General features: G+C 61.9%; 19 protein-coding genes and 1 tRNA gene. 8 read left to right on the top strand and 12 right to left on the bottom strand.

Annotated features, from left to right (window positions below; all coding sequences use genetic code 11):
- Nucleotides 1–236 precede the first annotated feature (236 nt).
- The 3 genes from CD351_RS06470 to CD351_RS06480 all read left to right on the top strand — a co-directional run bounded on the left by CD351_RS06470 (nt 237) and on the right by CD351_RS06480 (nt 4,221).
- Nucleotides 237–1,976 (top strand): hypothetical protein, encoded by a 1,740-nt coding sequence (locus CD351_RS06470; RefSeq protein WP_162627639.1) that lies wholly within the window; start codon nt 237–239, stop codon nt 1,974–1,976.
- A 285-nt stretch (nt 1,977–2,261) separates the two neighbouring features.
- Complete coding sequence (locus CD351_RS06475; protein WP_111991840.1) at nt 2,262–3,551, top strand: adenylosuccinate synthase; 1,290 nt, start codon at nt 2,262–2,264, stop codon at nt 3,549–3,551.
- Nucleotides 3,552–3,624: 73 nt separating this feature from the next.
- A complete protein-coding gene (locus tag CD351_RS06480; RefSeq protein ID WP_111991841.1) occupies nt 3,625–4,221 on the top strand; it encodes a murein L,D-transpeptidase family protein in 597 nt (198 codons plus the stop codon).
- Here the strand turns inward: CD351_RS06480 and CD351_RS06485 are convergent.
- Both CD351_RS06485 and CD351_RS06490 read right to left on the bottom strand, forming a co-directional pair.
- Nucleotides 4,218–4,592 carry a DUF6768 family protein gene (locus tag CD351_RS06485; RefSeq protein ID WP_111991842.1) on the bottom strand — a complete coding sequence of 125 codons (375 nt, stop codon included), beginning with the start codon at nt 4,590–4,592 and terminating at the stop codon, nt 4,218–4,220. The genes CD351_RS06480 and CD351_RS06485 overlap by 4 nt on opposite strands.
- Entirely contained in the window at nt 4,589–5,146 is a 558-nt protein-coding gene (locus tag CD351_RS06490; protein ID WP_111991843.1) for an RNA polymerase sigma factor, read from the bottom strand. Before CD351_RS06490 ends, CD351_RS06485 begins: the two co-directional genes overlap by 4 nt.
- Before the next feature lie 129 nt (nt 5,147–5,275).
- Here CD351_RS06490 and CD351_RS06495 point away from each other — a divergent pair, with 129 nt between their 5' ends.
- Nucleotides 5,276–6,283, top strand: coding sequence for a MarR family transcriptional regulator (locus tag CD351_RS06495; protein WP_111991844.1), 1,008 nt, complete (start codon nt 5,276–5,278; stop codon nt 6,281–6,283).
- On the opposite strand, the gene CD351_RS06500 is transcribed toward CD351_RS06495, so the two are convergent.
- Genes CD351_RS06500 through argH form a run of 4 tightly spaced genes read right to left on the bottom strand, consistent with a single transcriptional unit; the run spans nt 6,280 to nt 10,020 of the window.
- Nucleotides 6,280–7,116: a bifunctional precorrin-2 dehydrogenase/sirohydrochlorin ferrochelatase gene (locus CD351_RS06500; RefSeq protein ID WP_234027263.1), complete on the bottom strand. Its 837-nt coding sequence runs from the start codon at nt 7,114–7,116 to the stop codon at nt 6,280–6,282. The genes CD351_RS06495 and CD351_RS06500 overlap by 4 nt on opposite strands.
- A 7-nt stretch (nt 7,117–7,123) precedes the next feature.
- Nucleotides 7,124–8,383 (bottom strand): diaminopimelate decarboxylase, encoded by a 1,260-nt coding sequence (lysA, locus tag CD351_RS06505; RefSeq protein WP_111991846.1) that lies wholly within the window; start codon nt 8,381–8,383, stop codon nt 7,124–7,126.
- Between the two features lie 12 nt (nt 8,384–8,395).
- On the bottom strand, nt 8,396–8,632 hold the full coding sequence (locus CD351_RS06510; RefSeq protein ID WP_111991847.1) for a hypothetical protein: 237 nt from the start codon (nt 8,630–8,632) through the stop codon (nt 8,396–8,398).
- Nucleotides 8,632–10,020, bottom strand: a complete 1,389-nt coding sequence (argH, locus tag CD351_RS06515) for an argininosuccinate lyase (RefSeq protein WP_111993631.1) — start codon at nt 10,018–10,020, stop codon at nt 8,632–8,634. The genes CD351_RS06510 and argH overlap by 1 nt, the downstream gene beginning before the upstream one ends.
- Nucleotides 10,021–10,060: 40 nt before the next feature.
- Between argH and CD351_RS06520 the strand changes: the two genes are divergently transcribed.
- Nucleotides 10,061–10,660 carry a TlpA disulfide reductase family protein gene (locus CD351_RS06520; RefSeq protein WP_111991848.1) on the top strand — a complete coding sequence of 200 codons (600 nt, stop codon included), beginning with the start codon at nt 10,061–10,063 and terminating at the stop codon, nt 10,658–10,660.
- A 67-nt stretch (nt 10,661–10,727) separates the two neighbouring features.
- Here the strand turns inward: CD351_RS06520 and CD351_RS06525 are convergent.
- The 3 genes from CD351_RS06525 to CD351_RS06535 form a co-directional block, all read right to left on the bottom strand.
- Nucleotides 10,728–10,803 (bottom strand) — tRNA-Val (locus tag CD351_RS06525).
- Nucleotides 10,804–10,869: 66 nt separating this feature from the next.
- Entirely contained in the window at nt 10,870–12,204 is a 1,335-nt protein-coding gene (locus CD351_RS06530; RefSeq protein WP_111991849.1) for an alkaline phosphatase PhoX, read from the bottom strand.
- A gap of 109 nt (nt 12,205–12,313) precedes the next feature.
- Complete coding sequence (locus CD351_RS06535; RefSeq protein WP_111991850.1) at nt 12,314–12,469, bottom strand: DUF1328 domain-containing protein; 156 nt, start codon at nt 12,467–12,469, stop codon at nt 12,314–12,316.
- 153 nt (nt 12,470–12,622) lie between these two features.
- Between CD351_RS06535 and CD351_RS06540 the strand changes: the two genes are divergently transcribed.
- Nucleotides 12,623–13,603 carry an asparaginase gene (locus CD351_RS06540; RefSeq protein ID WP_111991851.1) on the top strand — a complete coding sequence of 327 codons (981 nt, stop codon included), beginning with the start codon at nt 12,623–12,625 and terminating at the stop codon, nt 13,601–13,603.
- A gap of 54 nt (nt 13,604–13,657) precedes the next feature.
- On the opposite strand, the gene CD351_RS06545 is transcribed toward CD351_RS06540, so the two are convergent.
- From CD351_RS06545 to fmt, 3 genes are read right to left on the bottom strand one after another with little or no spacing between them, the layout of a single operon-like run.
- On the bottom strand, nt 13,658–14,773 hold the full coding sequence (locus CD351_RS06545) for a zinc-binding dehydrogenase (RefSeq protein WP_111991852.1): 1,116 nt from the start codon (nt 14,771–14,773) through the stop codon (nt 13,658–13,660).
- Nucleotides 14,774–14,788: 15 nt separating this feature from the next.
- Nucleotides 14,789–15,532, bottom strand: coding sequence for a tRNA pseudouridine(38-40) synthase TruA (gene truA, locus CD351_RS06550; RefSeq protein WP_111991853.1), 744 nt, complete (start codon nt 15,530–15,532; stop codon nt 14,789–14,791).
- Nucleotides 15,529–16,434 carry a methionyl-tRNA formyltransferase gene (gene fmt / locus CD351_RS06555; RefSeq protein WP_111991854.1) on the bottom strand — a complete coding sequence of 302 codons (906 nt, stop codon included), beginning with the start codon at nt 16,432–16,434 and terminating at the stop codon, nt 15,529–15,531. The genes truA and fmt overlap by 4 nt, the downstream gene beginning before the upstream one ends.
- A gap of 53 nt (nt 16,435–16,487) precedes the next feature.
- Between fmt and recR the strand changes: the two genes are divergently transcribed.
- Nucleotides 16,488–17,084, top strand: a complete 597-nt coding sequence (recR, locus tag CD351_RS06560; RefSeq protein WP_111991855.1) for a recombination mediator RecR — start codon at nt 16,488–16,490, stop codon at nt 17,082–17,084.
- A 261-nt stretch (nt 17,085–17,345) separates the two neighbouring features.
- On the top strand, nt 17,346–17,918 hold the full coding sequence (locus CD351_RS06565) for a peptide deformylase (RefSeq protein ID WP_111991856.1): 573 nt from the start codon (nt 17,346–17,348) through the stop codon (nt 17,916–17,918).
- Nucleotides 17,919–17,922 lie beyond the last annotated feature (4 nt).

Below are 17,922 nucleotides of genomic sequence, written 5' to 3' on the forward strand. Positions count from 1 at the left end.
TTCGAACGGGGGGCTTTGGAATGAAGCCAATCGCGCTGCCAAGAGCAAGAGCAAGCGGGTCGCGCTTTGTAACAGCGCGCCGTGGCGCATGGCTCTTCCCGTCGGTTTTCGCGCACGAACTGAACGGGTTGCGAAGGCGAGCCCGGCAATCAAGCTGTCATTCACCTGTGAAACGCTATAGTCTTTTCCTCGAATCCACTCTCTCAAACCCCGCAACTCACACGAAGGGGACATCCATGATCCGGACCCACTGGCCTATGAAAGCTTCACTTTTGGCCGGGGCGGCAATGGCTGCTCTCACCGGTACAAGCGCTCATGCCGCGGTGGATGACTACACGATCGAAGCTGCGGGCCGCGTGACGATCAATCTCGATGTGTGTTCTGCAGAATCGCAGCTTGTGGTGCGCGGCGACACCGGCACCGATCTCGATTTCGTTGTCACCGACGCCGCCGGGAATAACCAGCATGAGGACACCGGCGTCGATGATTACCTGTCGGTCGTGCTCGAAAAGCAGGGCGATGAGTGTGAGACCTTTGCCCTGGGCGTCTCGAACCTTGGCGAGGAAGCCAATGCGTTCGTGGTCGTCCTCGAACCGATAACCGAGGGCACGACCCGCGTTCAGAAATACATCGTGCAGGCCTCCGAAACGCAGACCGTGTCGTTCAAGGCCTGCGGGACAAGCGCGCGGGTCAGCGCGCGCGGCGACGGGGACACCGATCTCGATTTCGTGATCCGCAATGCAAATGGCGGCGTGGTTCACGAAAACGACGACACGACCGACGAAACCAGCACCACTCTGGAAGGGCTGCTGGGCGATTGCGAAGTGTTCGAGATGGACATTGTCAATATCGGCGAGGTCTACAACGCCGTCATGCTGGTGGTCGATCCCGAAGGGACAAGCGACACAGCTTTTGCCGGTACGCAGCCGACCACAAGCCTCGCCTCTGCCACGCAGGCCGCCGGCTCAACCGCGCGCACCAGCAGCACTGCCGAAACCAGCGGGGCGGGCGAATATACGGCAGATGCCAACGCCTCGCTGAAGGTGAACTTGCCGGTCTGCGGCGCGACCCGATTGGAAGTGCGCGGCGATGGCGACACCGATCTCGATTTCACGATCAATGATGAGGCCGGGAATGTCGTCCATTCCGACTTCGATACGTCGGACGTGACCTTTGTGCTTCTCAGCCCGTCGCAGGAATGCGAGACTTTCGCGCTCGAAGTGGACAATCTCGGGGACGTCTACAACGTCTTCACCGTCGCCCTCATCGACCCCGAAGCGCGTGCCTCTCTTCAAGGTCCGGGCGAATACCGGGTCAGCGCAAATGCGGCGACCAAGGTTGCTCTGCGGGTATGCTCGGTTACCAAGGTCAGAGCGCGCGGCGATGGCGACACCGATCTCGATTTCGATGTGACCGACAGCGCGGGCACGTCGATCCATTCCGACTACGACACGACAGACGCGACCGAATTCACGCTCGATCCGGGAAGCGAGTGCGGCGACTTCCAGATGGCGGTCGAGAACCTTGGCGATGTCTACAACATGCTCACGATTGATTTCGGAGAGAACGACGTGCTGAACGCGAAAGCGCCGGAGCGCAGAGGGACGATGGAACGCGGGACGCCCAATCGCGGCGCGCTTGGAGCGGTGAAGTCGACGCTTGCACCGCCGGGCCAGCTTGTCGGAACCCGTCGTCCGGCCGTCAGCCCAGATGGGCAGGATCGGCGGCTTTCGATCCTCAACCAGACGGGCGAGACACTGAGCGAGATTTACTGGAGCAATTCGGCCACGCTCGAATGGGGTTACGACCGGCTTGGCACGGGCTACACCCTGTCGCGCGATCAGCAGTGGAACGTGACCGTGCAGGACGGATCGTCGGCTTGCATTTTCGATTTCAAGGCCGTGACTGAAAATGCGCGCGAGATCGAACTGCCCGCGATCAATGTCTGCGAAGAGGAAAGCATCGTGATCGAATAGGCGAAGCGTTCAACGCTTTCCTACTGCGGGGCGCTTGGGGCATGATGCGCGCATGGTCATTCGCATTCATCGACGTGTCGCGGGCGGGCGGGTTTTGCGCGAAACCGGAAAGTCACACGTCCAACACGCGATTTTGCAAATTCGCGCTATTCTTCAGCCACTTGCGGGAAAACCGTATTTTTCGAAGCATAGGCCTGTGTGGTCCACCCCCATGCGCACTTGCCCTTGCCCAGCGATGCCCCTAGGCCCCGCGCGGATTTGTATGCGTGAAGGACATTCTGACTGATGGCTAACGTTACCGTGATCGGCGCCCAGTGGGGCGATGAGGGCAAGGGCAAGATCGTCGACTGGCTCGCCAGCCGCGCCGATGCCGTGGTGCGTTTCCAGGGCGGTCACAATGCAGGCCACACGCTCGTGATCGACGGGACAACCTACAAGCTCTCGCTGCTGCCGTCGGGCATCGTGTCGGGAACGATGAGCATGATTGGAAACGGCGTCGTGCTCGACCCGTGGGCGCTGCGTGATGAGGTCGAGAAGCTTGAGGGGCAAGGCGTTGCCATCAATGACGACAATCTGGCGGTTGCCGACAACTGCCCGCTGATCCTGCCGCTCCACCGCGACCTTGATGGATTGCGCGAAACGGCGGCTGGCAAGGGCAAGATCGGGACCACCGGGCGCGGGATCGGCCCTGCTTACGAGGACAAGGTTGGCAGGCGCGCGATCCGGGTTTGCGATCTTGCGCATCTCGACAGCCTTGAACCGCAGCTGGACCGGCTTTGCGCGCACCACGATGCGCTGCGCGCGGGCTTCGATCAGCCGCCGGTCGACCGCGAAGACCTGCTCGCACAACTGCGCGAGATCGCGCCCTTCGTGCTGCGGTTTGCGCAGCCGGTGTGGAAGCGATTGAAGAAGGTCCGCAAGGCGGGCGCCAAGATCCTGTTCGAAGGCGCGCAGGGCGTCCTGCTCGATATTGACCACGGCACCTATCCCTTCGTCACCAGCTCGAACACGGTCAGCGGCACGGCGGCTTCGGGAAGCGGCCTTGGACCCAACGCAACCGGTTTCGTCCTCGGCATCGTCAAGGCGTATACGACGCGGGTTGGCTCCGGCCCGTTCCCGACCGAGCTTGAGGATGAGGTTGGTCAGCGCCTGGGTGAACGTGGCCATGAATTCGGCACGGTCACCGGACGCCAGCGCCGCGTCGGCTGGTTCGACGCCGTGCTGGTGCGTCAGACCTGTGCTGTCTCGGGCGTAACCGGGATCGCTCTTACCAAGATCGACGTGCTCGACGGGCTGGAGGTGGTGAAGATCTGCACCGGATATCGCCTTAACGGCAACGTCTACGACTACCTGCCCAGCCATGCGGCCGATCAGGCCGCGGTCGAGCCGATCTACGAGGAGATGGAAGGCTGGAGCGAAAGCACGGCGGGCGCGCGCAGCTATGCCGACCTTCCGGCAAACGCGATCAAGTACATCCAGCGCGTGCAGGAGCTTATCGAGACACCGGTCGCGCTCGTCTCGACCAGCCCGGAACGCGATGACACGATCCTGATGCGCGATCCGTTCGAGGACTGATCGTCCCCGCACGGGACATCAGGGAAAGGCCGCAATTGCAGCGCCGGGTAAGGGCGCTTAGGATGGCTGCGTTATGCGATGCCTGACCGTCTTCGTGGCTGCCCTCTCGCTCACCGCCTGTGCGGGCTCGGGCGGCGTCGGCACGGGCCAGCAGGCGGCTGCGACTTCCGACTTTCCTACTCAAACCCGGCCCGCTACGGATCGCGGCCCAACAAACCGCGGCTATGCCAGCAGGTCGATCCCGAACGGGCCGCTGGTCGCCGATTACCTGTTGGTCGACAAGTCCGAGCGGTTGCTGATCGCTTACAGACAGGGTCGCCCGATCAAGGCTTATCGCGGGCTGCAATTTGGCGATGCGCCCATGGGCCACAAGCGCTTTCAGGGTGACGAGCGCACACCCGAAGGGCTCTACACAATCGACACGCGCAACCCGCAGAGCCGCTTTCACCTGTCCCTGCGCATCTCCTATCCCAACCGCCAGGACCGCGCCTTCGCCTCGCAATATGGTCGCTCTCCGGGAGGAGACATCTTCATCCACGGCCAACCCACGGGCCGCCCCGGCAGGATGCGCGGCGACTGGACCGACGGTTGCATCGCTCTTTCCAACGCCGAGATCGAAGAGCTGTGGCAGATCGTGCCCGACGGAACTCCGATCGAGATCAGGCCTTAACCGCGCTCCTCGGACAGCATCGCGACCTGCACCTGCAACCGCTTCACCTCCGACAGCACGGTCAGCATATTCATCCGGGCAAACATCCATTCCTTCAGAAAGCCCTGCATGATCAGAAGGCCAAGGGTGGCGAGCCCCCAACCGACCATGGCATCGCTGGTGTCGGCGGTGACGGCGCGAAAGAAGCAATAGGCAAGGCCAAGCCCGATCACGATCGCAATCGCGAAACTGAACTTGGCCCATCCGCCCAGCGGCCCCTTCCAGCTGTCGCCGATCTGCTTGAACATGCCGCGATCCGTATCGAGGGTCGCCAGAAAAGCGTGATCGTCATGGTCGAGCGCGGCTGTGATCCGTTCGTCTTGAGTGGTCATAGGAGTTCTCCTTCATCAATCGGTGTAAGCGCTGCTTTGAGCTTGCGACGCGCATGGAAAAGGCGGCTCTTCGCCGTTCCTTCGGGGATGGCCTGCACCTCGGCAATCTCGGCCAAGGTCAGCCCTTCGGCGAAATACAGGTGAGCCGCGAGCCGCTGGTCAGGCGGCAGGGTTGCAAAGGCCTGAGCGAGCGCCGCGCTGTCCGCTTGCGTCGGCTCATGCCCGATGTCGGGGGAGGGAGGGGCGTCCGTCATCGTTCCGCGCTCCCTGACCACCCTGCGAAGCTGATCGGACCCTCGCCGATGCAGAACGGCAAACGCGTAACTGCGAAACCGGCCTGGATCGCGAAGGGAGCGCAGCCCCTTCCAGATCGCCAGCCAGCATTCCTGAACCAGATCGGCGACCATGGAACCGTCGCCGCAATATCGCCGCGCCGCTCGCAGCAATCGCGGATTCCAGCGGGCATAAAGGCGCTCTGCCGCGCGCTTGTCACCTCGCTGTACCTCGATGACCAAAAGCTGGTCGAACAGGTCGGAAGAGTCTTTGCGGGCCATCACACTGGTAGTCGCGCAACCGGGGCAAAGAGTTCAACCGCCAGCGCAAGAAATCAGACAAACCTATGATAATCTTGACTTGAACACGTTTTGTTCTACTCTCGTTCTCATTCAACAGGGGGTGATTCGATGAAGCAGCCGGAACACGTAATGCACGATTTCTCTTATGGCGCGGTTGAGGATGCATCGGGGCTCCCGGCGCGGGTCGCGATTTTTGCCGATAACGGCCCCGCGCGCGCACAGATTGAGGAAGATCTGAGCGGCGCAGGGTTTCGCACTGTCGATGGCGGCGCGATCTCCAATTTGCTCGATGGCCCGATCACCCTGATGGGCGATGTCGTGATGGTCGATTGTCCGCTGGTCGATGCAGGCGCGCTGGCCGCTCTTGCGCGGCTGGACATGCGGGTTGCACGCGCCGGGGCGAAACTGATCGTGATCACCGCGATTGACGCGCTCGATGCGGTGTTTGGATCGCTAGACCAGTCTGACCCGCAGATCCTTGTACAGCCCACTCGCGGCGAACGTATCGTCGCCGTAGGCCGGGTGCTTGCCGATATCGGTAACTCCCGCGTTCGGGAGATGACCGAAGAAGACCGGTTGAGCCTGCTGCACCTTTCGCGGCAGGTCGAAGCCATTGCATCAAAGCTCGAAGGACTGACCGGTTCATCAGGCGGCGCCGCTTCGCCGCAATCGGCTCTGCGTGCGCATGCCGAAAAGGGTCAGAGCACCGCCGGCGCTGTTGCTCCTTCGCAAACGCCATCTCTGTCCAATTCGCCGCGCGCTGCCATGCCCGACCCACGGCTGGTGCGCGGTATGATTGCCGCACGTCAGGCACGCTCGAAGTTCTTCGAGGCAGAGCTCTTCGCGGACCCGGCGTGGGACATGCTGCTCGACCTCACCGCTGCCAAGGCCGAGAGACAGCAAGTCTCCGTCACTTCGCTGTGCATCGCGGCAGAGGTGCCTGCCACCACTGCGCTGCGCTGGATCAAGCAGCTGGTCGATACGGGTGTCTTCCTGCGCGTTGCGGACCCGTCGGACCGGCGGCGTGCCTTCATTGCGCTTAGCGAACAGTCTTCAGACGCAATGGCGCGTTACTTTGCGGAAGTAGAGATGCCGCTGCTCCAGCAGGCAGCTTAGGAGACGTCGGGCAAACGCAGGACGACGGTGAGCCCCTCATTCTGACCAGAGGCGCGGGCCTTGGCACATTCAGAGCTGCCCCGACACTGCGCATTTTCGCATGTAAAGCGCACCGCATCGGCGCGCGCCTTGGCTAGAACGTCCGATGGGACCTTCTCGTCGGCACATACGGTGTCAGCCTCGCCCAGGAGGCGCGCTTGCTTAAGGGTGAGGTCTTCTGGATCGGCGCTCGCGAGCCAAAGCTCCAGCGTGCGGGCCTCCGCAAGCTTGCCCGGTTGCTCAAGCCACAGGTCCACACGCTTTGCCGAATCTCCATTGAGCGCATCCAGCGCGCCCCCTTCGCGCAGAGCCGCATCCAACGCACGGCGACGATCCGCGCCGTTCGGGAAAAGCGCGCGCAATCGCGGACGTGCCGCAAAGAGCGCTTCGGCCAACCGACCAAGCGATTGGGGAAGTATCCGTTCAAGCCGAAGCCGCACATGCTTGGCGAGCCCGGCAGAGGCACCTCCCGTCCCAACCGCTATCAGAACGGGATTGCGGTCGAGAATGCTCGGCGTGGTGAAATCGCAAAGGTCCGGGCGATCGACGACATTCACCAGCACACCGGCACAGCGAAGGTTGATTGCCGCTGCCTCGCAAGCCCTTCGGTCCTCATAGGCGATGAACGCCAGTCGCACGCCCTCGTCAATCGCGCGCTGTTGGTCATCAACCACCACTCCGCCTGCACGCTCGACCAGTCGCCGCTTCGGTTCTGCCGCTTCGCCCTCGCCAAGCACCAGAACGCTCTGCCCGGCGATGCGATGGAACAGCGGAAGGCTGGCAAGCTCGCTCAAGCTGACGCTATTCCAGCCATTCCGGCACGCGCTCGGCGTCCATGATGGCGCCTGCATCAATGCGGTCGGCGACCACGGCGAACTTGTCGCCATCGACGAGAACCTCGGCGACGAAGCCGCGCGAATTGTAGGACGAGGCCATCGTCGCGCCATAAGCGCCCGCCGTGCGGAACACCGCGAGATCGCCCGATTCCAGCTTGTCGGTCAGACGGCCCATGGCAAACGTGTCGCCAGTCTCGCAAATGGGTCCAACGATATTCGCGGTCATGTCGCTGCCCTTGGGCTGGACCGCGACAAAATCGTGATAGGCACCGTAAAGGGCAGGGCGCGCCAGGTCGTTCATCGCTGCATCGACGATTACGAACGGATCCTTGATACCGCGCTTTACGCGAACCACGCGCGTCAGAAGCACTCCGGCATTACCAGCGATGACACGTCCCGGTTCGAATATCAGGCGGACCCCCCAATCCCTCGTCACTCGGGCCACCATCGTCCCGTATTCCGCAGGTGAGGGAAGTTCGTCATCGGCCCGATACGGAACGCCAAGCCCACCGCCGAGGTCGACATGCGTGATCGTGTGACCCGCACCGCGCAGCGAGGTGACGAGTTCACCCAGCTTGGTGAATGCGCGCTCCAGCGGGTCGAGTTCGCCCAGCTGGCTGCCGATGTGGACCGCAACGCCGCGCAGGCGCACGCCCTCCTGCACTGCCAGCTTTCCGAAAATCTGGCCCGCCTGGCTGATCGGAACGCCGAACTTGTTGTCCGCCTTCCCGGTTGAAATCTTGTCGTGGGTGCCGGCATCGACATCGGGGTTGATCCGAAGCGCGCATTGCGCCTCGCGGCCCAGATTTGCGGCGAGTTCGGCAAGCTCCAGGCCTTCTTCCTCGCTCTCGATATTGAACTGGCCAATGTTCGCCTCGAGCGCAGCCAGAAGCTCGGCCCGGGTCTTGCCAACACCGGAGAACACGATCTTCTCAGGTGGCATTCCCGCCGCAAGAGCACGCCGCATCTCTCCGACCGACACCACGTCCGCGCCGTACCCTTCGCGGCTCAAAACCTTGAGAACGGAGAGGTTCGGATTGGCCTTCACCGCAAAAGCGATCAGCTTGTCAGGGACGCCATCCAGCGCTTCGCGGAAAACGCGCGCATGCCGCTCAAGAGTGGCTCTTGAATAGACGTAAACAGGGGTGCCGACATCCTCGGCTATACGCGGCAAGGGCACGTTTTCGGCGTGCATCACGCCGTCGCGGTAAGTGAAATGGTCCATGGTTCCGGGAAGTCAGTTTGGGGGAAGGTCAAACGGATCGTCTTCGCGCTCTTCGGAACGACGGCGCAATTCAACGCTGCGTTCAGGGGCGGCGAGCGCTTCGAGTTCGAGCAACTCTTCGGGCTCTGGCCGATCATTCGCCCCGTGCGGCGCAGGAGGCAGGCTTGTCCCTTCGAGCGGCGCAAGCGGCGCACGCGAACCGCATGCGGCGAGAGACAAGGCGGCAAGGGTGATCAGGGCGGCGCGCATCAATCCTCCGGTGAATTCTCGGACGCAAGGCTTACTCGCGCCTCGTCAACGCGCTGCTTTACCTGATCGGGCGCAGTCCCGCCATAGGATGCGCGCGATGCAACCGATGCGTCGATTGAGAGGGCCTTGAACACCCTCTCGTCAATGCGCGCGTCGATGGATTTGAGGTCGTCCAGCGACAAGTCTTCGAGGCTGCAAGCCTTGCTGTCCGCCAGCTTCACTGCCTCGCCGGTAATGTGATGCGCTTCGCGGAACGGAATGTCAGCTTCGCGCACCAGCCAGTCGGCAAGGTCTGTCGCGGTTGCGTGTCCGGCCTGTGCAGCTGCGCGCATGCGGTCGGGCTTGAAAGTGGTTTCGGCGATCATGCCGGTCATCGCGGCCAAGCTCAGGTCGAACAGGCCGGCGGCCTCGAAGACCGGCGGCTTGTCGTCCTGCATGTCCTTCGAATAGGCGAGCGGCAGGCCCTTCATCGTGATCATCAGCGACGTAGAGGCGCCTACGATCCGCCCGCTATGCCCGCGCACCAGTTCGGCCGCGTCCGGGTTGCGCTTTTGCGGCATGATCGAGGAGCCGGTCGAAAGTTGGTCGGGCAGCGATGCGAAGCCGAAGGGCTGGCTCGCCCACAAGATCAACTCTTCTGCAAGGCGGGACAGGTGGATCGAGCACTGGCTCGCCGCCATCAGATAGTCGAGCGCGAAATCACGGTCGGAAACTGCGTCGAGCGAATTGCGCGTAGGCGCGTCAAAGCCCAACGCCGCAGCGGTCGCCTCACGATCGATCGGAAAGCCCGTTCCCGCAAGCGCAGCCGAACCCAGCGGGCATTCGTTGAGCCGTTCTTGCGCTGCTGCGAAGCGCGCAGTGTCACGGGTCAGCATCTCATAATACGCCATCAGGTGATGGCCCAGCGTCACCGGTTGTGCAGTCTGAAGGTGGGTGAAGCCGGGCATGATCGTCTCGGCATGTTCGCCTGCGCGATCGACCAATGCCGAGCGCAACGCCCCAAGCGCCGCAAGCGCGCGGGCGTTCGCAGCGCGCACCCACAGCTTGAAGTCGGTCGCGACCTGATCGTTGCGGCTGCGCGCAGTGTGCAGGCGACCAGCGACCGGACCGATCAGTTCGGTCAGGCGCGCCTCCACCGTCATGTGAATGTCTTCAAGGTCCCAGTTTTCGGGAACGCCATCGCGCTCGTACTCCGCCGCGATCTGGTCGAGGCCGCTCGCTATGGTTTCGGCATCCTTGGCAGTGACAATGCCTTGCGCGCCCAGCATTGCGACATGCGCTTTCGATGCGCGGATGTCCTCGCGCCAGAGTGCCTTGTCGAAAGGGATCGAGGCATTGATTTCGCGCATGATCGCGCTAGGCCCTTCAGCGAACCGGCCGCCCCACATCGTGTTGGTGGCTTTGTCTTGCTGTGTAGGAGTGTCGCTCATGATCCGTTCGATTGCATTGGTGCTGCCAGTCGTTCTGGCTCTGGCGGCCTGCGATAGTGGGGCAGGGGGGCCTGCGCAAGAAAGCGCTGCTAATGGCGGGGCAAGCGAGGCTCCTCCTCCTCCGCCGCAGCTGCCAGGTCAGGTGGTAAGGGCGTTCGCAGGGACGCAGCTTCCGCCGCTGACTTTCAACGACCCTGAAGGCAACACGCTGGACCTGGGCGCGCTCGATCAGCCGGTTCTGGTGAACCTGTGGGCGACGTGGTGCGCCCCTTGCGTAATCGAGATGCCCGCGCTCGATAATCTGGCCGCGGAGTTCGAAGGCGATCTCAAGGTCCTCACCATCAGCCAGGACGTGCGCGGGGCAGAGGTCGTGCAACCATTCTTTGCAGCGCGCGATTTCCAATACCTGGAACAATGGCTCGACCCCGAAAACGAGCTGGCGCTCGCATTCAGCGATGGCGGGCTGCTGCCAGTGACGATCCTGTTCGACGCGCAAGGTCGCGAAATCCTGCGCGTGGCGGGCGGTTATGAATGGGACAGCGAGGAAGCGATCGCACGGGTCAGCGAGGCGCTGGCCGACGCTGAAGGGGCGTCCTGAACCGTTTATCTGTGCTGGGGAGAATTGGATTTGAAGCGCCGGTCCGACGTTTTCATCCAGTCAAATCTGGTGGGCGATGACAGGCTCGAACTGCCGACCCTCTCGGTGTAAACGAGATGCTCTACCAACTGAGCTAATCGCCCCAGAGACTTGGGAAGCGCGCAAATAGGCTCGAAGCTTTGCGCGGTCAAGTCACGCTTTGCGCAAAATCATGCAGCCCATGGTCCGGTGATCGCGAGCGTGCGGGTCGGGCCATAGGCATTGACAAAGAACCACTTGCCATCGGGTGAGAAACACCCGCCAGCGAGTTCAGTCTGCATGTTGAGCTTTGCAAAGTCGTACGGGCGACCATCGGGGGTGATGCCCCGAATGTGGTTGTCCACCACCTGCGTATACTGGTCCTCGCACACCAGCAGGTGGCCGTTGGGACCGACAGTCAGGTTGTCACCATAATTGAATTGGTCCTCGCTCTCGCTTTCGAAGAACAGCTCGAACCGGTCGGGGCCAGCACCGCGACCGGGTACGAGCCGGAAGATCTGACCGAGTTTCTTCGCACCTCCGCTGGTCGAGCAGATGTAGAGATCGTCCATCCCCATGTGGATGCCTTCACCGCGCGCGATAAGAGCGGCGCCTTTTGCAGCGGCACGGGTGCGCAGGTCATCTTCAGGAGCTTCGACATCGTCGAGGTCGACCCAGTTGACATTGAACGCACGGCGCAAGGGCATCGTTGCCCCGTCCCAGTTGCGCGTGTCTGGTGGGCCTTCGATCACCATTGCCTGAAGCTTGCCGCCTTCGATGAGTGTGCCGGGCGTGTTCGGGATGAAGCGATAGAGCACGCCTTCGTCGCGATCTTCGGTCTGGTAAACGTAGCCTGTTGCGGGGTCGACGCAGGCGGCTTCGTGGTTGAAGCGGCCCATGGCGCGAAGGGGGACAGGGTCCACCAGTCCGGTTGCATTGCCGGGCACTTCGAATACCCAGCCGTGATTGACCGCAAGCCCATCGCCATAGCGCTGGCCCGGACCGGTTGGCGCTTCCTCACAGGTGAGCCAGCTTCCCCACGGCGTCACTCCGCCCGAACAATTGCGGATCGTGCCGCCAAGGGTGCGGAATTGGCGTTTCACCTCCAGGGTGTTCGCATCGAGCACGATGTTGGTCGTGCCGCCGGGAACGATTTCGCCATTGCGGGTGCCGAAGCCCTTCGCGATCGGGCCGCCAGCATCGTCCATGGGCACAAGTTCGTGATTGCGGACGAGGACGATTTCTCCATCGCCAAGGTCGAGACAGCCCATGCCGTCGGCCTTGTCGGGCACGGTGCCGCCATCGCTCATCGCATCGCCCAGGCTCGATAGCAGGCGATAGGAAAAGCCTTGCGGAAGATCGAGCATCCCAGCGGGATCGGGCCGCAGGGGCCCATATCCTGAAAATGCCGAGCTGCCCGACGCCAGCGATGCCCCTCGCGTGTAGCACCCGCTCGCCATGAGGGCGGCGAAAGCAGCTGAGGTGGCACCGAGAAACTGGCGCCGGTTCGAATGGGCAAATGGCATGGACGAATCCCCTGACTGTGGCAGGGGATATCTAATGCACTTTTGCGAAAGGCAAGCGACACGCGTCCATTAGTGCGCGCGATGGCATTCGCGCGCACGCTGGGGCCGCTCAGGTCTTTCGGCGAACGAAGGCGATCACGGCAAGGATCAGGAATACGACAAAAAGAACGTAAGCGATATTGGTCGCTGCTCCGGCCAGTCCGCCAAAGCCGAGAATGGCCGCGACGAGCGCGATAATGAGGAATGTGATAGCCCAACCAAGCATGATATTTTTCCTTCAAATCAATGCCGTCCTGTACATCCAAGCGCCGGGAGACAGTTCGGTTCCAATTTACACGCTTCCAGCCAGAGTTCTGCAGCGGGCCGTGGACAGCCTGTGCTTGTCCCGGCGGCGCATTGGGGAGTAGGGCACGTGCCCATGACGAACCCACGAATCCTTGTACTCGGAACTGGCGGAACCATCGCGGGCATCGCGGGCGATGCGATGCGACACGACTATCTGCCCGGCCAGATCGGGATCGACCAGTGGCTTGAGGATGCGGGCCGCTATGCGCTTGATGTGGAGTTTGTCGGACAACAGGTCGCCAATGTCGGGTCAGAGGATATGGGGCCGGTCATATGGGGGAAGCTCCACCGCGCGATTGCCGAGGCAATGGAGGATGACAGCATTGACGGCGTGATCGTCACGCATGGCACGGACACCGCCGAGGAGACCGCTTTTCTGCTCGACCTGACTTTGCCTTTGAACAAGCCGGTGGTGCTTGTCGGCGCGATGCGGCCTGCCGATGCGGTGGGCAGTGACGGGATGCGCAATTTCGTGAATGCGGTGCGCGTCGCGGCTGCTGAGAGCGCGAAGGGACGCGGCGTGCTGCTCGTTATGGGCGACCGCGTTCTGGCCGCACGGGATGCACGCAAGGTGAGGACCCGCGGCACCGACGATGCATTTCGCGGTTTCCCGCGCGGCTCTGTCGCGATCGTGACGCCAAGCGCCCTTGATTGGTTTGGCAAGCCATGGCGGGACGATGCGCGCCCGCGTTTTGCATTTCCGGATGAGTTTCCCGAAGTCCCGATCCTCTATGCGGCGGGAGGAATCAGCCCTGCGACGGCGGAACGTCTGCTTGTGGATGCGAAAGGGGTCGTGGTCGCCGGGGTGGGCGAAGGCAACATGCCCGATGCCGTGCGCGCTGTGCTGGCCGACCGCGCATCAAAGGGGCTGCTTGTGGTCCGCGCGAGCCGGGTGGATGAAGGGTTAGTCGACCGCGAACCTGAAGACGATGAAAACCGCTTCGTCGCCTCGCGTGCTCTCAACCCGCAAAAGTCGCGGATATTGGCGATGGTGATGCTGGCAAACGGGGTGAGCGACCCTGCGGACTTTCAGGCGGTGTTCGACCGGCCTTGATGTTCGAAGATTGGGCAAGGTCAGGCCCCAAGACCTGACCTTGCAGCAAAGACACTATCCCCAAGGCGTGACGAGATACTTCTCGCCGGTCTTCATCTGGCGATAATCGAGGATCGCATCCTTGGTCAGCATCCCTTCCAGATTGACCTTGGCCTTGTAGCTGGAGGCGAAGGTGGTGGTGAGGTTTTGCTGCACGCGGGTGCGCATTTTGACCACGGTTTCCATGCCAGCCCTGGCAAGGAACGGCGTCAGCAGCCAGCCCGAAACGGTCCATTGCAAACCGTAGGACGGCGTGAGGATGGTCGGGTTCTGGAGGTCCAGACGCCCGTACATGTACATCTTTTTGTCCTGGTTCGAACCGTAGCGCGAATATTCGTCCATTTGGCTGACCGCGACCTGCTCCATGGCTTTGAGCACGTGATCGGTGTTCTGGCCGCCGCCAATCGGGTCGAAGCCAAGGAACGCGCCGGTCGCTTTGATCGCCTCGCGCAGCTGCTTCATGTAATCGTCGTCCGACGAGTTCACGACATATTCCGCGCCCTGCGATTTCAGCAGGTCGACATGCTCCTGACGGCGCACGATGTTGACGAGCTTCATGCCGTCTTCCTGGCAAATCTTGTTGAGCATCTGGCCAAGGTTAGACGCCGCGGCGAGGTGGATGATCGCGTCGTGCCCTTCCATTCTTGCAGTTTCAACAAAGCCGAGTGCGGTCATCGGGTTGACGAAGCTCGATGCGCCGACTTCCGACGAATGCTTGCCCAGCGGCAGGCACATCATCGCATCGGCGATGGCGTACTGGCTGAAGGCATTGCCCGGAACGCAGGCGACGCGCTGGCCCATGAGAGCCTTTGCCATGTCGCTGTCGCCTGTTGCCACGACTGTTCCCGCGCCTTCGTTACCGGCGGGAAGACGCTGCCCGTGACGACCGCGCTGACCCGACAGGAAGGGCTCGGGCATATCGGCAACGACCTTGCCCTCCGAATATTCCGCGTTCTCGAAATCAGCCGCACTCGTCAGGATCGCAAGGTCCGAAGGGTTGATCGGGGCAGCTTCCATCTTGACCAGCACCTGATTGCCTGTCGGTTCGGGAAAGCTTTCTTCGCTTACTTCGAGCGTCAGCTTGCCGTCGGCGCTCAGGGTCGTGAAAAGCTGTTTTCCGGTGGTGGTCATGCAGGAGTTCCTCTCTCAATCTGGATAAGTTGCCTCGACGAAGTATAGACCTTGCGGCGGCGCGTTAAGTCCTAATTTGCTACGGTCTTTTGCGGCGAGCGCTTCTGCCACCTGTTCTTCGCGCCATGAGCCTGCGCCAACCAGCTTGAGGCACCCGACCATCGAGCGCACCTGATGGTGAAGGAAACTGCGTGCGGCAGCGTGAATGTGGATTGCATCGCCGATCCGCTCGACATCGAGCCGGTCCAGCGTCTTGACAGGATCTTTCGCCTGACAATGGGCCGAGCGGAAGGTGGTGAAGTCATGACGTCCCACCAGCGCCTGTGCAGCGCGGTGCATGGCTTCGTGGTCAAGCTCATGCGCGACCTGCCATGCGCGGTTTCTGGTAAGCGTCAGCGGGGCGCGGCGGTTTGCGATTGTGTAGACATAACGCCGCCCCACGCATGAAAAGCGCGCATGCCAATCCTCCGGCACCACCTCGCATGCGAGGATCGCGATAGGGTCAGGCCGCAAATGTGCATTGAGCGCTTCGGAAAGGCGGAAAGGGTCAATATCCTTTTCCAGATCGACGTGGCTGCGCATACCAAGAGCGTGGACCCCGGCGTCGGTGCGGCCCGCGCTGTGCAGGGTCGCGTTTTCTCCGGTGATCCGGTGCAACGCCTCTTCGATAGACTGCTGCACGCTCGGCCCGTGTTTTTGCCGCTGGAGCCCCTGAAACGGCGTCCCGTCAAATTCGATGGTGAGCGCAAAGCGGGTCAAGGAAGCACCGTGCCTGGCTCGACCGGTCGCCCGCGCAGGAAATCGTCCAGATCCATTGCCGGTTTGCCCGCTCGCTGAAGCCGTTCGGGTCGGATGGCGTCGGAACCGCAGGCAATGCCCAATGATGCGTCGATCACGGTTCCGGGTGAGCCTTCAGCGCTGACCATGATGGCCTGAAGCACTTTGACCCGTTCGCCCTCAAGTTCGAACCAGGCCCCGGGGAAGGGGGCAAGGCCGTGAATATGGCGAACGATCTCGCTTGCGCCGCGCGACCAGTCGATGCGCGCTTCGGCCTTGTCGATTTTGGGAGCGTAAGTGGCGAGGCTGTCGTCCTGCGGCTGGGCCTCATACTGCGCGAAATTCGCCAGCACCTCGACCATCGCGCCAGCACCCAGTTCAGCGAGTTCAGCGGTGAGATGGCCCGTAGTCTTGGCGCCGATCGGAGTGCGAACGATGTGGAGCATCGGGCCGGTGTCCAGCCCCGCCTCCATCTGCATTATCGTAACGCCGGTTTCTTCATCGCCTGCCATGACCGCCCGGTGTATCGGCGCAGCGCCGCGCCAGCGCGGCAGGATCGAGGCATGGATGTTGAGGCAGCCATGCATCGGTGCATCGAGGATCGCCTGCGGAAGGATCAGGCCGTATGCCGCCACCACCGCGACATCGGCATCAAGCGCGGCGAACGCCTGCCTTTCTTCCTCGCCCTTGAGCGATTTGGGCGTGCGCACTTCGATGCCCAGCTCCTCCGCCTTTGCCTGGACAGGCGAGAGACGCAGCTTTTTCCCGCGGCCCGAACGGCTCGGCGGCTGAGAATACACGCACACGATCTCGTGTCCCGCTGCATGCAGCGCGGTGAGCGCCGGGACGGCAAAGTCAGGCGTTCCCATAAAGATAATGCGCATAAGCCTCGCTCTCACGCTTTGTGATTAACGCGCCAGCCCCTATCTCTCCCCCCATGGCATCGCAAGAGATCGAGGCGCTTTCCTCTGCGCTCGCCCGGTTGCCGGGTCTTGGCCCTCGCTCGGCGAGGCGTGCGGTATTGTGGCTGGTGAAGAACCGCGAGCAGGCCTTGCCCGCTTTGCTTGAAGCGCTCGATGCGGTTTCCGAGACTCTGGTCGAATGCGATATTTGCGGGAATGTCGACACGCACAAACCTTGCGGGATATGCGCCGATACACGCCGCGATCCCAAGAGCCTGTGCGTAGTCGAGGACGTTGCCGATGTATGGGCACTTGATCGCGCTCGGCTGTTCCAAGGGCGCTATCATGTATTGGGCGGCAAATTGTCGGCGCTCGACGGAATTGGGCCCGAAGATCTCAATATTGCGAGCCTGATGGAGCGCGTTTCGTCTGGTGAGGTCGAAGAAGTCGTGCTCGCGATGAACGCAACGCTCGAGGGACAGACAACTGCACATTACCTCGCAGAGCGACTTGAAGAATATCAACTACGTATTACCCAGCTCGCCCACGGGTTGCCAGTCGGGGGAGAACTCGACTATCTCGATGAAGGGACGCTTGCTCAAGCATTGAGAGCAAGACGGCCGGTGGGGTAGTAATGGTGCGGCGAATTCTATCAAAATTGCTCGGCGATGACGCCGATACTGAGTCTGCACGATGGACTGCGAAATGTCCCAAGTGCGGGCACGCTCAGGATCTCGAAGACCGGGGCGGCATTCGCTACGCGTCGCGTGGTCGCAAGCGTATCCTGCGAAGTTGCGGCTCCTGTGGTAAACGCACGATGTTAACGGTCAGTCGATCACGCTGATCGAAGCGAAGCGCTTGCAGCATCGCCGCCGCGAGCCTATTTTACCCGCATGGCTATTCGTGAAATCTTGGAAGTGCCGGATCCCCGGCTCAAAGTCGTGTCCGAACCTGTTCGCGAGGACGAGTTCAATGATGAGCTGAAGCAGCTTGCCGAGGACATGTTCGAAACGATGTATGACGCACCGGGTATCGGTCTCGCGGCGATCCAGGTCGGCGTGCCAAAGCGTTTGCTTGTTATCGACCTCCAGCCCGAAGATCCCGATGCGGAGCCCGTCGAGTGCGAGCATGATGGTCACAAGCACACGCACCCGGCGACCAAGAAAGAGCCGCGCGTTTTCGTGAACCCCGTCATCCTCGATCCGGCAGACGAGGTGTCGACCTATAACGAAGGTTGCCTTTCGGTGCCCGAGATTTACGCCGACGTAGATCGCCCCGCGACCTGCACCGTCCAATATCAGGACCTCGACGGCAATCATCACGAAGAACAGCTCGAAGGTCTGCTTGCGACCTGCCTGCAGCACGAGATGGATCACCTCGAAGGCATCCTGTTCATCGACCATCTCTCACGCCTGAAGCGCAACATGGCGCTCAAAAAGCTGAAGAAGCTGCGTCAGGCGGCGTAATCGG

This window comes from Erythrobacter sp. KY5 (assembly GCF_003264115.1).
In the GTDB taxonomy this organism is placed as follows: Bacteria; Pseudomonadota; Alphaproteobacteria; order Sphingomonadales; family Sphingomonadaceae; genus Erythrobacter.

Coding starts and splice junctions, on each gene's coding strand:
- CD351_RS06470 (WP_162627639.1), top strand. CDS start 237: ATGATCCGGACCCACTGGCCTATGAAAGCTTCACTTTTGGCCGGGGCG.
- CD351_RS06475 (WP_111991840.1), top strand. CDS start 2,262: ATGGCTAACGTTACCGTGATCGGCGCCCAGTGGGGCGATGAGGGCAAG.
- CD351_RS06480 (WP_111991841.1), top strand. CDS start 3,625: ATGCGATGCCTGACCGTCTTCGTGGCTGCCCTCTCGCTCACCGCCTGT.
- CD351_RS06485 (WP_111991842.1), bottom strand. CDS start 4,592: ATGACCACTCAAGACGAACGGATCACAGCCGCGCTCGACCATGACGAT.
- CD351_RS06490 (WP_111991843.1), bottom strand. CDS start 5,146: ATGGCCCGCAAAGACTCTTCCGACCTGTTCGACCAGCTTTTGGTCATC.
- CD351_RS06495 (WP_111991844.1), top strand. CDS start 5,276: ATGAAGCAGCCGGAACACGTAATGCACGATTTCTCTTATGGCGCGGTT.
- lysA (WP_111991846.1), bottom strand. CDS start 8,383: ATGGACCATTTCACTTACCGCGACGGCGTGATGCACGCCGAAAACGTG.
- CD351_RS06510 (WP_111991847.1), bottom strand. CDS start 8,632: ATGCGCGCCGCCCTGATCACCCTTGCCGCCTTGTCTCTCGCCGCATGC.
- argH (WP_111993631.1), bottom strand. CDS start 10,020: ATGTGGGGCGGCCGGTTCGCTGAAGGGCCTAGCGCGATCATGCGCGAA.
- CD351_RS06520 (WP_111991848.1), top strand. CDS start 10,061: ATGATCCGTTCGATTGCATTGGTGCTGCCAGTCGTTCTGGCTCTGGCG.
- CD351_RS06530 (WP_111991849.1), bottom strand. CDS start 12,204: ATGCCATTTGCCCATTCGAACCGGCGCCAGTTTCTCGGTGCCACCTCA.
- CD351_RS06535 (WP_111991850.1), bottom strand. CDS start 12,469: ATGCTTGGTTGGGCTATCACATTCCTCATTATCGCGCTCGTCGCGGCC.
- CD351_RS06540 (WP_111991851.1), top strand. CDS start 12,623: ATGACGAACCCACGAATCCTTGTACTCGGAACTGGCGGAACCATCGCG.
- CD351_RS06545 (WP_111991852.1), bottom strand. CDS start 14,773: ATGACCACCACCGGAAAACAGCTTTTCACGACCCTGAGCGCCGACGGC.
- fmt (WP_111991854.1), bottom strand. CDS start 16,434: ATGCGCATTATCTTTATGGGAACGCCTGACTTTGCCGTCCCGGCGCTC.
- recR (WP_111991855.1), top strand. CDS start 16,488: ATGGCATCGCAAGAGATCGAGGCGCTTTCCTCTGCGCTCGCCCGGTTG.
- CD351_RS06565 (WP_111991856.1), top strand. CDS start 17,346: ATGGCTATTCGTGAAATCTTGGAAGTGCCGGATCCCCGGCTCAAAGTC.